Genomic DNA, 13,989 nt, shown 5'->3' with positions numbered 1-13,989 from the left:
GGCGTCCTATCCCCGGCGCGGGCCGTAGCGCTTGCGCGGAGCGCCGCGGAAGCCCTGCTTCGGTTTCGGCGTCCGGCCGCGGGTGCGTGCCGCGGCGGCCAGGATCTCCGACAGCCGGCGGCTGACCTCGGCCCGGCGCTCCTGCACCGTGGTGCGGTCAGGGAACTGCGCGGGGAACTTGCGCGAGGCCCAGTAGTAGAGGTCGCAGGTGCGCGACAGCTCCTCCAGCGACATGTCGTCCAGCGTGCCGACGCGGGCCGGCACGACCAGCCCGACGGGCACCGCCTCGCCCGTCTCCACCGCCCGGCAGATGCGGTGGAAGAAGCGGGCATCCACGTCCTTGTCCAGGTCGGCCGGCACGAACAGCAGGCTCAGCTTGTTCTCGAAGCCGATCTCCTTCTCGTCCAGCACGGCGGCCAGCTTGCGCAGCGGCTCCAGGTCGGCGACCCGGAAGGGGGAGCCTGACGTGCGCGCCGCGGCGAAGCAGTCGATCAGCAGCGACAGGCTGTGGCTGCCGACGCGGCCGGCCAGCCGCGCCACCATGGCGCGGGTGGGCCGCACCGTCAGCGCCGTCTTCGGGCCGAAGCTGGTGTCCTGCCGGGTGACGATCATGCGCAGCGCCTGCGGCGTGCCGCGCCCGACGACGCCGAACTCGCCCGCCTCGAAATGTCCGAAGCGGCCGGCGCGGCCGGCGATCTGCTTGACCTCCGCCGGGTGCAGCGACCGCATCTCTACCCCGTCGAACTTCTCCAGCGTGGTGAACAGCACCCGCCGCACCGGCAGGTTCAGACCCATGCCGATGGCGTCGGTGGCGATCACCACGTCGGCCTCGCCGGTATTGAACCGCTCCGCCTCGCGCCGGCGCACGTCCGGGGCCAGCGCCCCGTAGATCACCGCCGCCGTCAGCCCGCGCGCCTGCACCGTGTCGCGCACGGCATGCACCTCGCGGCGCGAGAAGGCGATCAGGGCGTCGCCGCGGCCCACGTCGGACCATTCCAGCCGCTCCTCGATCATGTGCAGCGGCTGCTTGCGCTCCAGCTCGACCACCTCCAGCGGTTCGCCCAGATGGGCCGCGGCCCGTTCGACCAGGGGCCGCACCTCCGGCGCGCCCAGCAGGTAGACGGTCTTCGCCGGCACCCCCATCAGCGCCGCCGTCCAGGCCCAGCCGCGGTCGCGGTCGGCCAGCATCTGGACCTCGTCGATCACGGCGACGTCCACCGTCGCCTCCGGGTCCAGCATCTCGATGGTGGAGGAGAGGTGGCGCGCGTCCGGCACGCGGATCTCCTCCTCCCCGGTCAGCAGCGTGGTGGGCGTGCCCTCCCGGTTCAGCCGGTCCATCACCTCCAGCGCCAGCAGGCGCAGCGGCGCCAGATAGACCCCCGTCGGCGCCTGCCGCAGCGCCTGCATGGCGCGGTGGGTCTTGCCCGAATTGGTCGGGCCAATCACAAGCACCAGCCTGCGCCCCAGGGCGCGGGCCAGGGGGAAGAGCCGCTCGAAGCGGGCGAAGTCGAACTCGGTGTTGACGTAGTCGCGGCCGCGGGCGACGGCGCGCTCGTGCCGCCAGGTCTCCTCGATCTCGGTCCAGCGGCGCAGGATGTCGTTGGGCTGGTGGTTGGTGCGGCAGACCCTGTAGAGGCGCTGCGCCAGATGCTCGAAGGTCCAGCTGTCCTCCGGCTCCCCCGCCAGTTCCTGCAAGGCCCAGAGGCGCTGGGCCACGTCGGCCATGGCCCGGTCCAGGCGCTGGCGCAGCTCGGGATCGGCCGGCAGGCGGCTGCGCAGCTCGGCCTCGTCCAGGCCGGACAGCTCGTCCACGTCCACGGCGCGGGACACCTCCAGCCGGATCGGGCCGGGCATGCCGGTCCAGTGGACGGCGTCGGCAAGGCGGATCCGGATGCGGTCGCGCGCCTCGGCCACGGCCAGGGTGGCGTCGGTGCCCTCCAGCGCGCGGCGGCCGCGCTCCAGCACCTCGGCCCGGCGCTGCGCGCGGGCGATCTTGCCGGCGATCTCCAGCAGCACGGCCTCGCGCCGCTCCTCCGCCACCACCAGATCGCGGCGGCCCTTGGGCAGCGGCAGGCCCAGCGGCACCATGCCCAGCATGCCCGCCTGCTCCATCCGGTCCAGGCCCAGCCGGTGCAGCGGCACGACCTCGGGGTGGATGCGGGCGATGGCGTAGACCAGATCCGGATCGTCGCCGGCGGGTGCCGTCTGCTGGATGTCCCCGTCGGCCATGGTCCCTCTCTTCGCCCCCCTGCCGCACGATGCGGTCGGTCGCTATCTGCGGCGGCGGTGGCGGGAAATCAATGGGGCGGGACGGGAGACTGCGTTGCGCTCAGGCGGCGTCGCCGGTGGCCGGCTCCCCGCGCCCGTGCAGGTCGATCCAGTGGCGGAAGGCCGGAAGCTGACAGTGCAGGGCGGCATCGCGCAGGCGCAGGAAGACGGTCCGCACGTCCTCGTGCCCCTCGGCGGCGGGCAGCAGGTCGCGGTCGTAGCGCGCGGCGCTGGCCTCCTTGCCGGCGGCGGCGGCCTCGCACGCTTCCCACAGGCTGGCGGGCAGCGCCATGTCGGCCGGGTCGTAGGGCGAGGGCGGGGCGGCCACCCCGTGCCCCTCCAGCAGGGCGCCCAGGACGGCGGCGTGGCGCTGTTCGGAGCGCAGCACATGGGTGAAGGGCGGCATCGGTCCGAACCGGCGCAGCACGGCCTCGTAGACGGCGGCGGCCCGGTACTCCATGTCCAGCGCCGCCAGCAGCGCCGTCCGGGCGGCGTCGGTCAGGCAGCGCCCATGCCCTTCCGGTGTGGAGCAGCCACAGGGCTCCATGTCGCGGCGGCAGGTCATCGGTGGTTTCTCCGCTTGCCCTCCAGGGGCTCCGGCACCCTACCCGATCGCCGGCCGGAGCACGTTGCGTTTTGTCAACGCAGGATGGCCTCGGCCCTGCGCCCGCCGTGGGCCGCTGGGCGCATGGGGGGGGAATAAGGGGAGGACGGAACGCCGGCCGGCTCCCGGCCGGGGTGCCGGCGCGGTGTCATGCGAACAGGGAGGGTACAGATGGCTGGGATGGACGGGACCCCCACGGACGGCACCCCCACGGACGGCACCCCCACGGACGGCACCCCCACGGACGGCACCCCCACGGACGGCACCTATGTGGACGGCTTCGTGCTGGCGGTGCCCAGGGCGAAGCTGGACGCCTACACGGCATTGGCCCGCACGGCGGCGGAGGTCTGGAAGGAGCACGGCGCCCTCGCCTATGCCGAATGCATCGGCGACGACGTGCCCTACGGCACCCTGACCTCCTTCCCCCGCGCCGTCCAGGCGACGGAGGACGAGGTCGTCGTCTTCTCCTGGATCGTCTATGCCTCCCGGGAGCAGCGGGATGCCATCAACGCCAAGGTGATGCAGGACCCGCGCCTGAAGGGCAGCGTGGACGACATGCCGTTCGACGGCAAACGCATGATCCATGGCGGCTTCCGGACGTTCGTTCAGGTCTGAGGGCATCCGGGGCAGGCGCCGGCGTCTCCGGGGGCTGAATCCCCGGGGGCGCCGGCAGGTCGTGCCGGTCAGCGTCCGGCCGCCATGATCTCCGCCACCGCCTGGAACCGGGCGTCCTGCGACAGCGCCTCCAGGCCCAGGGACAGCTTGCGCCGCCAGTTCGGGTGTTCGGCCGCGGTGCCCGGCACGTTCACCGGCTCCGTCTCCCCCGTCAGGTCGTCGAGCTGCACCATGGCCAGGGCGGCGCGGCTGCGGGCCAGGAAGGCGTGCGCGGCGGCGTGCAGGGTCTCCATCGGCAGGGTCCCGACGGTGACCGCCGCCGGCACCAGCCCCTCCCGCTTCAGCGCCTCCAGCAGGCAGCCCCGGTCGCGCTCGCGGCGGGTCCGCTGCTTCTCCGCCTCGCCCGCGCCGGGAAAGAGGCCCAGCCGCTCCTTCAGGACGATGTCGCTGCCCTCCCACCAGCCGCGCAGGGTCGGCAGGTCGTGGCTGCCGATCACCGCCAGCGCCAGCGGCGGATAGTCGGCCGGCGCGGCATAGGCGCCGGTCCCGGACTCCTGCTCGAAGAACAGCACCCGGTAGGACAGCACGGCCGCCGCCGCCATCCGCTCGCGGAAGCCCTCCGGCACCGTGCCCAGGTCTTCCCCCACCACCAGACAGCGGTGGCGGGCGCTCTCCAGCGCCAGGATGCCCAGCATGTCCTCCAGCGGGTAGGCGACATAGGCCCCGTCGGCCGGGGAACCGCCCTCGGGAATCCAGTAGAGGTGCTGCAATGCCATGGCATGGTCGATGCGCAGGCCGCCGGCATGGCGCATGTTCGCCCGCAGCAGGTCGATGAAGCTGCGATAGCCCTCCTGCCGCAGGGCGTGCGGATCGAGGGGCGGCAGGCCCCAGTCCTGCCCGGCCGGATTGAAGATGTCCGGCGGGGCGCCGACATGGGCGGCGGAGACGACGGCCTGCGGGTTGATCCAGGTCTCGGCCCCGGAGCGGTCCGCTCCCACCGCCAGATCGCGGTAGAGCCCGATCGCCATGCCGGCCTCCCGCGCCCGCGACGCCGCGGCAGCAAGCTGGTCGTCCGCCACCCATTGCAGCCAGGCCATGAAGTCCAGCCCGTGCCGGTGCTCCGCCGCGAAGCGCAGCACGGCAGGGGAGGCCGGGCTGCGGTACTCCTCCGGCCAGCCGTGCCAGTCGGGCTGGCCGCGCTCGGCGAAATGCCCGCGCAGCACCAGGAACAGGCAGCCCGCCTCCAGCGCTGGCCCGGCCTCCCGCCGGTAGGTGGCGAAGGCATCGGCCCGGCCGCGGTCCGCGGCGTCGCGGCAGGTCTCGAACAGCAGGGCCAGCACCTGCATCTTCAGGTCCGCCACGGCCGTGTAGTCCACCAGCGGCGACCGCCGGCTCTCCTCCAGCCGCCGCGTCATCTCCGCCGACGCGACCAGCGCCACGGCCTCGGGGCAGGCGGTGAACTCCGGCACCGCCGTGACGTCGATGTTCAGCACGTTCAGCAGCAGCCGGCTGGCCGGGGAATAGGGGCTGGCATGCTCCGGGTCGTCGGGGAAGGCGGCATGCAGCGGGTTCAGCCCGACCGCGGCGGCGCCGCGGGCCGCGGCCAGATCCACCAGGGTGCGCAGGTCGCCGAAGTCGCCGATGCCCCAGTCCGTGTCGGACCGCAGCGTGTAGAGCTGCGCCGCCAGACCCCAGAGCCGCCGGCCGTCCGCCATATCCGGCGGCAGCCAGCAGCGGCCGGGGCTCAGCACCAGGGGCATCTCCGCCCCGGCGACATGCAGCCGGTGGTAGCCGTCCGGAAGATCGGCGGGCAGGGGCAGCCGGCGCCGTTCCAGCCGTCGGCCGTCCAGCTCCCGTGCCGCCTCCAGGTCCAGGGTGGCGGCATCGGCCTCGCCGCCCCGCTCGCCGCCCGTCTCCAGCGCCACCCGCCAGGCGACGGTGCCCGTTCCGGCCGGCAGGGTCAGCAGAACCGACGGCGGCCCGGCGTCGCGCCGGCAGACGGTGACGGGGGGCAGGGGGCGCTGCCACTCCTCCCGGTCCAGGGCGTCCAGCGCCCGTTCCGCCGCCGCCTCGTCCGCGGCGTCGATGCCCATGGCGGCCAGCAGGCGACGGCGGGTCGCGGGCGATGTCTCCACCCGCTCGCCATGGGCGTTGTCGAAGCCGGGCTCGATGCCGCAGCGCGTGGCCAGCCGTGCCAGCGCCGTGCCGCCTGGCTCTCCGCTCTCGGCCCCGGTCTCCGTCCCCGTCTCAGCCCCGGTCGCCGTCCGCTCCCTGCCGCCGCTGTCCGGCTCCCCTTCGATCCACCAGCGCACGGCCCAGGGGCCGTAGCGGCCGCCGCCGGTCGCGTCGTCCCCGGCCCCGCCCTCCCGGTGCAGGGTCCGGCCCGCGGCGGCGGGGAAGCCGTCCTCCGGCCCGGCGGACAGGTTGGCGGCGACGGCCAGGGTCTCCCCCCCGCCCAGGCGCCAGCGCACCACCAGCCCGCTCTCCCCGATCCGCTCGTAGCGTCCGGCCTCGGCGCCGATGCCGGGCAGGCGGGGTATGATCTCCGTCCGGCGCAGGGCCAGCATCCGCCGGTACCAGTCCAGCCGGCCGGCGTGCGGTTCCCGCTCCAGCGCCTCCCAGTCCAGCTTGGCCGACCGGAAGGTCGCCTCCGCCGTGGGGTCGGGGATGCGGGCGCGGGCGGCCTCGTCGCGGAATTCGGGGAAGCGGGCGAACTCCTTGCGCCGGCCCTCGCGCACGGCGGTCGCCAGCTCGGGGCCGAAGTCGCAGAAGAAGGGGAAGGGGCGGGCGGAGGCCCATTCCTCGCCCATGAACAGCATGGGGACCTGCGGCGCCAGCAGGTAGAGGCCGGCGACGGCCCTCACCGCCTCCGCCGGGGCGGTCGCGGTGATGCGGTCGCCGAAGGCGCGGTTGCCGATCTGGTCGTGGTTCTGGAGGAAGGCGACGAAGGCGGTGGGCGGCAGGTGGCCGCTCGGCTCGCCGCGGGGGGCGCCGCGGTAGGCCATCATCTCTCCCTGGAAGGCGAAGCCTTCGGCCAGGGCGCGGCCCAGCTTGTCCAGATCGCCGGCATACTCCCCGTAGTAGCCGGCGCTCTCCCCCGTGGCGGCGACGTGCAGCCCGTGGTGGACGTCGTCGTTCCACTGCGCGGTGAACAGGGCCGTGGCCCCGTCGCGGGCGCGTTCCAGCCGGGCCGCCTCGTTCTCCTCGTTCTCCAGGACCAGGTGGACGTGCCGGTCCGGGAAGCGGTGGCGCACCTCCCGCGCCAGCTCCGTCAGCAGGTGGGGTTCGGTCTCGTCGATGATGGCGTGGACCGCGTCCAGCCGCAGCCCGTCCAGGTCGAACTCCTCGATCCAGTAGAGGGCGTTGTGGATGACGAAGTCGCGCACGGTGCGGCTGCCCGTATCGTCATAGTTCACGGCCGCCCCCCAGGGGGTGTGGTGCTTCTCCGTGAAGAAGCCGGGAGCGTAGAGGGACAGGTAGTTCCCCTCCGGCCCGAAATGATTGTAGACGACGTCCAGCATGACCATAAGGCCGCGGGCATGGGCGGCGTCCACCAGGGCCTTCAGGTCCTCCGGCCGGCCGTAGCTGCCGTCCGGGGCGAAGGGCAGCACGCCGTCGTAGCCCCAGTTGCGGCCGCCGGGAAAGTCGGCCACCGGCATGATCTGCACCGCCGTCACGCCCAGCGCGACCAGATGGTCCAGCTTTCCGATGGCGGCGCGGAAGGTCCCCTCCGGCGTGAAGGCGCCGATGTGCAGCTCGTAGAGCACGGCCTCCTCCCACGGGCGGCCGCGCCAGTCCGCGGCCTGCCAGCGGTAGGCGGCCGGATCGACCACCTCGCTGGGGCCGTGGACGTCCTCGGGCTGGTGGCGGGAGGCCGGGTCGGGCACGGCCGTGCCGTCGGGCAGCAGGAAGCGGTAGCGGCTGCCGGCACCGGCGCGGTCGCTCACCAGCTCGTGCCAGCCGCCCTCCGCCGGGGTCATGTACAGCGCCGCGCCGTCCAGCTCCAGGCGCAGCGTCGCGTGCGCCGGCGCCCAGAGGCGGAAGCGCACCCCGCCCCCCTCGCGCAGCTCCGCCCCGAACGGCATCCGGTGCCGCCGGACGGCTCCGGTCCGGGGGGAGGGCACGCCGGCTTCCCCGTCATCCAGGATGGCGAGCACGCCGGCCAGCGGGATTTCCACCCAGTCGGGCCGGTTCGCCAACTCGTAGGCGACCTCGTACAGCGCCTTCTCCAGCATGAAGAAGCGGACCAGCCGGACCGTCTCCTCCGGCGTGGCGGCGCAGCCCGGGCAGCCCTCGGCCGCCGTCAGATAGGCATCCAGGAAGGTTCCCGTGGCCTCGCCGGCCCAGCGGGTCAGGGCGTCCTGCCGCGCCCGGTCGCCCTGCCGCCCGGCGGAGGCCGCCGCGTAGGAGAAGGAGCGCAGCATCCCCGCCACGTCGCGCAGCGGGCTGTGGCGGGCCCGACGCTCCGCCAGCGGCCGCAGCGGCTCGCCCTCGAAATCCACGATCACGGCGTCCGTCGCGTCCGGCGTCACCAGCACCTGCCCCAGATGCAGGTCGCCATGGTGGCGTGTCCGGGCGACGGCGGTGACCGGCAGCAGCGCCTGCAACAGCACCGGCAGCTCGGCGCGGCGGGCCAGCAGCGCCTCCGCCACCGGCCGGACGGCGGCGGGCAGGACGGCGACCGCCCCGTCCAGCGAGTCCAGGGCCCGCCGCGCCATCGCCTTGGCGGATTCGACCCAGCCGTCCAGGTCCTCGCCGTCCACGGGTTCGGGGCGGAAGGCGTCGTCGTCCGTGTCCAGGGCCAGGGCGCGGTGCAGCCCCGCGACCCGCCGGCCCAGGGCGGCGATCCAGGGCAGCGTCTCCCGCTCCCGCCCGTCGGCCAGCCGGGCCAGCACCCAGCCCCAGCCGTCGCCCTCGTTGGGCACGAAGGCCTGGAGCACGCCGAGGGTCGCCTGCTCCCCGCCCGCACCGGCCCCGCTGGCACCGGCCCCGCTGATACCGACGGCCAGTTCCAGCCACCCGGCCAGCGCCGGGATGGCCGGAAAGCGCGCCCGGTCGGTCAGGAAGCGGCCGATCTCAAGCTCGGGATGCGTGCCGGGTTCCAGGGTGCGGAACAGCTTCAGGATGCCCTGCTCCCCGACCCGGAAGGAACTGTTGGACTGCTCCACCGAGCCGCGCCGGATCGCCGGCCGCGCCGTGGGACCGCCGGCCGCCGCCCCGGTCCGGCCCGCGCTCAGGCCCGGCGGCGGCACGGCGCCAGGGTCCAGCAGCAGGCCCGCCAGGAAGGCGATCACGGTGTCGTCGGCCAGCAGCGCGTCCGCCAGCACCTGACCGCCGTCGGCCGGATGCAGGGGCGCGATCACCGCCGCGTCGGGCACGCCGTCCGCGGGCAGGATCGCCAGCGGCACCAGGCAGCGCAGGGGCCGGCGCTCCGGCGGCTCGACGGACCAGACGGCGAGGGCGGCCGGATGCTCCAGGCCGGGCAACGGCACCTGGGCCAGCAGCGTCACCCGCGGCTGGCCGGCATCCTTCGCCGGATACCAGCGCTGCCGCAGCAGGAAGCCGGGCAGCATGGCCTCGGCCAGCCGTAGCAGCGACGGGTCTTCGGTGGGGAAGGGGGCGCCGCCGGTCGGGCGGGCGGCATCGGGGGAATCCGGAGCGGTCCGGGCGGGCATCGCTCACCTGCTGGCTTGCCGTCCGGTCGGGCGTCCGGGGTGGACGCGCGGGGAAGGACGTGCGGGTCGGGGCCCGGTGCAACAGCCGGCAGGAGCGAACGCTCCCGGAACGGGAGGGGTAACCGGCTCAGGCCGATTCGGGGTCGATGTCGCCCAGGCCGTAGCGGCGCAGCTTGACGTACAGGCTCTGCCGGCTGAGCCCCAGGATCTCCGCGGCCGAGGCGCGGTTGTCGCCGGTCAGTTCCAATGCCGCTTCGATGCACAGACGCTCGACCACGTCGGTCGTCTCCCGCACCAGGTCCTTCAGGGGGACTCGGCCGACCAGCTCGGTGAGCTGCTCGACGGAGCGGGGCAGTTCCCGCTTGCGGGAATCGGCGGCCAGACGTCGGCCGACATTGCGGATGGCGAAGCCGAAACAGGGGCGGTCGCCGTTGCCGATGGAGACGGCGGAAACCTCGATCTCGGCCGTGTCGCCGTATTCGCCGCGCAGGGTCGTGGCGTAGAGTCGGACGGCCCCGTGCTGGCGCAGGTTGGCGATCAGCACGCTGAGATCGACGCCCGGCCGGCCCAGCCAGCGCTCCAGCGATTCGCCGCGGGCCTGCTCCTCGGTGACGAGCTGGGCGAGGTCCAGGAAGGCGGCGTTCGTCTCCAGGATGCGGCCTTCCGGATCGGTGATGGCGATGCCGTCGGGCAGGCTTTCCACCACCTGCACGAAACGGGGCCGCACGGCCGGGGCGGCCGGCGCCTCCGTCGCGGCGGCGCCGATCCGCACCAGGAACAGCGACACCCCCTCCTGCCGGAACAGCGAGGCAGTGACGGAGAAGCCGGCCATCCCGGCCGGGGCCGCCACCTGGGTCGACTCCGTGCGGCCGGTGGCGCGGATGCCGGCCAGGAAGGACTGGATCGACTGCTCGGCCGCGGCCGGGAACGCTTCCGGCAGGGGGCGGCCGACGATGCGGTTCAGCTCCTGCCCCAGCAGGGTGGCGGCCGCGGGATTGGCCTCCGTTACCTTGAAGCTGGTGGCATCGACGATGAGGATCGCCTCCGGCGTCGTCTGGAACAGCAGCCGGTAGCGCATCTCCATCTGGCGCAGGCGGGAATAGTCCCGCTCCATGGACTGCTGCGCCTCCACCAGCCGCTGTTGCAGCGCGGCGGTGGCGCGCAGGTCGCGGCCGATGGCGACGACCTTGCCGTCGTCCATCACCTTCACGGCGGTGTACTGGATGGGGACGTCCAACCCGCGGGAGGAGGCGTGGTTGACGTGACGCCAGCGCGACGGGGCGCCCGACTCGGCCTCGCGCAGCAGCGCATCGACCTTGGCCCGGCTGTCGGAGGTGACGGTGTCCTGCCACTGGCGGCCCAGCCAGACATCGTCCCATTCGCGGGCCAGGGCATCATTGCCGAACGCCATGTCCAGGATCAGGCCCCGGTTGTCCACGACGAGCGCGATGTCCCCGGCCGACGCGATCAAGGCGGCGACCGCCTCGGCGTTCAGGTTCCCCAGCGATTGACTCGGCGCCTGGAAATGCCTCACGGGCGGCGCGCCTTCCTAGCTCGATACCTTGACGTACGCCTGCCAAGGTTCTCGGGTTCCTCGGGACCCCCCCGGTCCGATGCGTTAAGGCTGGCGCATGGCCATTGGGGCATTAGCGGACATGGTTTGTCAAGCCAGCCTTACGTACACAAAAATTGACAATCGCCCTCCGGGAGCGGCGTGCAGCGCACACACGACAAAAACGGGCGGTCTCCCGCCCGTTGCAACGCACAACGATGATGTCAGGTTTCAGCAGCCGGCAGGCATCAGGGCAAGAAGATTTTGCGCCTGAACAGTTGCCTCTTGACCGTTTCTCGCCATGATGTCGGCACCCACGGCCGTCACGTATTCGGGATGGCCGTCGAACACGGGCCCCCCCACCAGAACGCCGACCAGACGGTTGCGCGAGGCGCGCCGGACCGACCGGATGGCCGCGGCCATGGCGTCCAGACGGCTGTCGCAGCTTGCCGACAGGCCGACCAGGGCGAACCACTCGCTGCGCACCAGGGTGGACAGATCATCCCGGGAGGTGGGCATGGCCGTGGTCACGTCCCAGCCGGCGCGGCGGAAGAACTCCGCCACCATCAGCAGGCCGAAGGAGTGCTGTTCCCCCGGCACGGTGACCAGCAGGATGCGCCGGCGCGGGTCGGGACGGTCAGCCTCCCCGATGAAGGTGGTGCTCAGCCCCCGCAGCACCTGCTGGAGGCGACACAGGCCGACGGTGACGTCGGCGAAGTCGCACATGTCGTCATCCCACAGCGACCCGAGATGGCGGGCCGTGGGGGCGAGCAGGTCCAGATAGATCGTGTCCAGGGAGACGCCCCGCGCCAGCCAGTCCTCAATGAAGGCCGTGGCCGCCGCAATGTCGTTCTCAAGAATCAGGGACGCGAACCGGGCGACATCGACATCGCCGGGCGTGGAACGGTGACAGGCCTGCTGACAGCAGCAAGCAGTCAGGGAAGACTGCGATAATATTAGCCGAGCGAATGATTCGTTCCCGGCATTACCGCGCAATGCAAGAGAGAGCCCGTCGCAGTCGCCGGGGTGGGCGTCAGCAGACTTGGAGGACAGATTCCTGTCATCCGCATCATTTCCGGCGTCCGACCAAGCACTCCCTGCGGCGACCCATTCGACGGAGTCGTTCATTTTCCGCCCCCTGGCTGGGGATGATTGAAGGTACACCCGCGACCACGGCCGGGGCAAGACGATTCACCCCGGGTCACTCCGGACGTCACCCCGGGCAGGGCGCGCCTGAGTTATTCCAAACCGAAAGCGCAGGGAAGAGGGCCGCGACCATACGCCATCCTGACAGCAATCCACTGTCAACTCTAATTTACGTTCCGTCCTGTTGACACCCTGACCGTTCACGTCTAGCCTTCCCGGAAGACGGCAGAAGCGGGTCCGTTGCGTTCGTCGCGGACCTTCCCGGCCGGCCGTAACCCCCGGCGGGGGCAGGAGAAAGCGATGGATCTTCCACCGTTTGTGCATACCCGCGGGCAGCCTCTCTATACGCCTGAAGAGCGTCGTCGGCGGGATGCCTCATCCTGGACGGTGGTACAGGGAGTGCTTGCCCCTGTCCAGTTCGTGGTCTTTCTCGTCAGCCTCGGGCTCGTGCTGCGCTATCTTGCCACGGGTGCGGGTCTGGAGGCCGCCACGATCTCGATCGTGGTCAAGACCCTGGTGCTCTACACGATCATGATCACCGGCTCGATCTGGGAGAAGGTGGTCTTCGGCAAGTACCTGTTCGCGCGTCCGTTCTTCTGGGAGGACGTGTTCAGCATGCTGGTGCTGGCGCTGCACACGGCCTATCTCTGGTCGCTCTTCAGCGGATCGCTGGAGCCGGCCGGGCAGATGTATCTCGCGCTCGCCGCCTATGCCGCCTACGTCATCAATGCCGTGCAGTTCGTCTGGAAGCTGCGGCTGGCGCGCCTGGAGGGTGCGGCCGGCGGCGCTTCCGGTGCTGCCTCCGGACAAACCGTGGAACAGCCCTCATGAGTGGTAGTGACGCCCTGACCGCCGCCGGGGCCGCCCCGTTCGGGGGGTGCAGCACGGCGCCCGTGCTGCGCGAGCGCGGTCAGCACGAAGTCTTCTGCGGCCTGACCGGAATCATCTGGCTGCACCGCAAGATCCAGGACGCCTTCTTCCTGGTCGTCGGCTCGCGCACCTGCGCGCATCTGATCCAGTCCGCCGCCGGCGTCATGATCTTCGCGGAGCCGCGCTTCGGCACCGCGATCATGGAGGAGAAGGACCTCGCCGGCCTCGCCGACATGAACGACGAGCTGGACAAGGTCGTGGACCGGCTGCTCTCGCGCCGGCCGGACATCAAGCTGCTGTTCCTGGTCGGCTCCTGCCCGTCCGAGGTGATCAAGCTCGACCTCGCCCGCGCTGCTTCCCGCCTGTCGCGCCGGCATGCGCCGGACGTGAAGATCCTGGCCTATTCCGGCAGCGGCATCGAGACGACCTTCACCCAGGGCGAGGACGCCTGCCTCGCGGCCCTGGTGCCCACCATGCCCTATGAGGAGCCGCAGGACCCGCCGTCGCTGCTGGTCGTCGGCGCCCTGGCCGAGGTGGTGGAGGATCAGCTCCGCCGCGTCTTCGACGAGATGGGCGTCGGCCCGGTGAAGTTCCTGCCGCCGCGGCGGGCGGACGAGCTGCCCTCGGTCGGCCCGAACACCCGCATGCTGCTGGCGCAGCCCTTCCTGGGCGACACCACCCGCCTGCTGGAGGCGCGGGGGGCGCAGCGACTTGTCGCACCCTTCCCGCTGGGGGTGGAGGGAACCACCGCCTGGCTGGCCGCGGCCGCCCGCGCCTGGGGCGTTCCGGCCGAGCGCTTCCGTGCCGCGACGGAGCCGCGGGCCGAGCGCGCCCGCCGCGCCCTGTCCCGGCTGCGCACGGAGCTGGAAGGCAAGAAGATCTTCTTCTTCCCCGATTCCCAGATGGAAATCCCCCTGGCGCGCTTCGTTTCGCGCGAACTGGGCATGAAGCTGACGGAAGTCGGCACCCCCTACCTGCACCGCCAGCATCTGGCGCCGGAGCTGGAGCTGCTGCCCGCGGGCGCGCAGCTCAGCGAGGGCCAGGACGTGGAACGCCAGCTCGACCGCTGCCGCGCAGCCCATCCGGACCTCGTCGTCTGCGGCCTGGGGCTGGCCAATCCGCTCGAGGCGGAGGGGACAGCGACGAAATGGTCTATCGAACTGCTCTTCACTCCGGTGCAGGGGTATGAGCAGGCGGCTGACCTCGCCGAACTGTTCGCCCGGCCGCTCCGGCGGCGTGCCCAACTCAAGGTGGCCTGA

The 13,989-nt window shown here is 72.3% G+C and carries 8 protein-coding genes; 3 read left to right on the top strand and 5 right to left on the bottom strand.

The window, feature by feature from the left end; genetic code table 11:
• Positions 1–6: 6 nt before the first annotated feature.
• A complete protein-coding gene (locus ACFQPS_RS10485; protein ID WP_377358762.1) occupies positions 7–2,229 on the bottom strand; it encodes a helicase-related protein in 2,223 nt (740 codons plus the stop codon).
• Between the two features lie 100 nt (positions 2,230–2,329).
• Positions 2,330–2,833, bottom strand: a complete 504-nt coding sequence (locus tag ACFQPS_RS10480) for a ferritin-like domain-containing protein (RefSeq protein ID WP_377358760.1) — start codon at positions 2,831–2,833, stop codon at positions 2,330–2,332.
• A gap of 210 nt (positions 2,834–3,043) precedes the next feature.
• On the opposite strand from ACFQPS_RS10480, the gene ACFQPS_RS10475 reads away from it, so the two are divergent.
• Complete coding sequence (locus tag ACFQPS_RS10475) at positions 3,044–3,487, top strand: DUF1428 domain-containing protein (RefSeq protein ID WP_377358758.1); 444 nt, start codon at positions 3,044–3,046, stop codon at positions 3,485–3,487.
• Between the two features lie 68 nt (positions 3,488–3,555).
• Here ACFQPS_RS10475 and treZ read toward each other — a convergent pair whose 3' ends face one another.
• The 3 genes from treZ to ACFQPS_RS10460 form a co-directional block, all read right to left on the bottom strand.
• Positions 3,556–9,162: a malto-oligosyltrehalose trehalohydrolase gene (treZ, locus tag ACFQPS_RS10470; protein ID WP_377358757.1), complete on the bottom strand. Its 5,607-nt coding sequence runs from the start codon at positions 9,160–9,162 to the stop codon at positions 3,556–3,558.
• Between the two features lie 127 nt (positions 9,163–9,289).
• Complete coding sequence (gene ppsR / locus ACFQPS_RS10465; protein ID WP_377358755.1) at positions 9,290–10,696, bottom strand: transcriptional regulator PpsR; 1,407 nt, start codon at positions 10,694–10,696, stop codon at positions 9,290–9,292.
• 249 nt (positions 10,697–10,945) lie between these two features.
• Positions 10,946–11,842 (bottom strand): cobalamin B12-binding domain-containing protein, encoded by an 897-nt coding sequence (locus tag ACFQPS_RS10460; protein ID WP_377358753.1) that lies wholly within the window; start codon positions 11,840–11,842, stop codon positions 10,946–10,948.
• Positions 11,843–12,160: 318 nt separating this feature from the next.
• On the opposite strand from ACFQPS_RS10460, the gene bchF reads away from it, so the two are divergent.
• Both bchF and ACFQPS_RS10450 read left to right on the top strand, forming a co-directional pair.
• Positions 12,161–12,691 (top strand): 2-vinyl bacteriochlorophyllide hydratase, encoded by a 531-nt coding sequence (gene bchF, locus ACFQPS_RS10455; protein WP_377358751.1) that lies wholly within the window; start codon positions 12,161–12,163, stop codon positions 12,689–12,691.
• Positions 12,688–13,989, top strand: a complete 1,302-nt coding sequence (locus tag ACFQPS_RS10450; RefSeq protein ID WP_377358750.1) for a ferredoxin:protochlorophyllide reductase (ATP-dependent) subunit N — start codon at positions 12,688–12,690, stop codon at positions 13,987–13,989. The genes bchF and ACFQPS_RS10450 overlap by 4 nt, the downstream gene beginning before the upstream one ends.

It is taken from the genome of Rhodocista pekingensis (assembly GCF_042665545.1).
Lineage (GTDB): Bacteria > Pseudomonadota > Alphaproteobacteria > Azospirillales > Azospirillaceae > Rhodocista > Rhodocista pekingensis.
The sequence above is the reverse complement of the archived record's forward strand: the minus strand, read 5'-3'. Positions and strand labels throughout refer to the sequence as shown.

Excerpts from the sequence above, each read along its gene's own strand:
- ACFQPS_RS10475 (WP_377358758.1), top strand. The coding sequence starts at position 3,044 with ATGGCTGGGATGGACGGGACCCCCACGGACGGCACCCCCACGGACGGC.
- ACFQPS_RS10460 (WP_377358753.1), bottom strand. The coding sequence starts at position 11,842 with ATGAACGACTCCGTCGAATGGGTCGCCGCAGGGAGTGCTTGGTCGGAC.
- ACFQPS_RS10450 (WP_377358750.1), top strand. The coding sequence starts at position 12,688 with ATGAGTGGTAGTGACGCCCTGACCGCCGCCGGGGCCGCCCCGTTCGGG.
- ACFQPS_RS10485 (WP_377358762.1), bottom strand. The coding sequence starts at position 2,229 with ATGGCCGACGGGGACATCCAGCAGACGGCACCCGCCGGCGACGATCCG.
- treZ (WP_377358757.1), bottom strand. The coding sequence starts at position 9,162 with ATGCCCGCCCGGACCGCTCCGGATTCCCCCGATGCCGCCCGCCCGACC.
- ACFQPS_RS10480 (WP_377358760.1), bottom strand. The coding sequence starts at position 2,833 with ATGACCTGCCGCCGCGACATGGAGCCCTGTGGCTGCTCCACACCGGAA.
- bchF (WP_377358751.1), top strand. The coding sequence starts at position 12,161 with ATGGATCTTCCACCGTTTGTGCATACCCGCGGGCAGCCTCTCTATACG.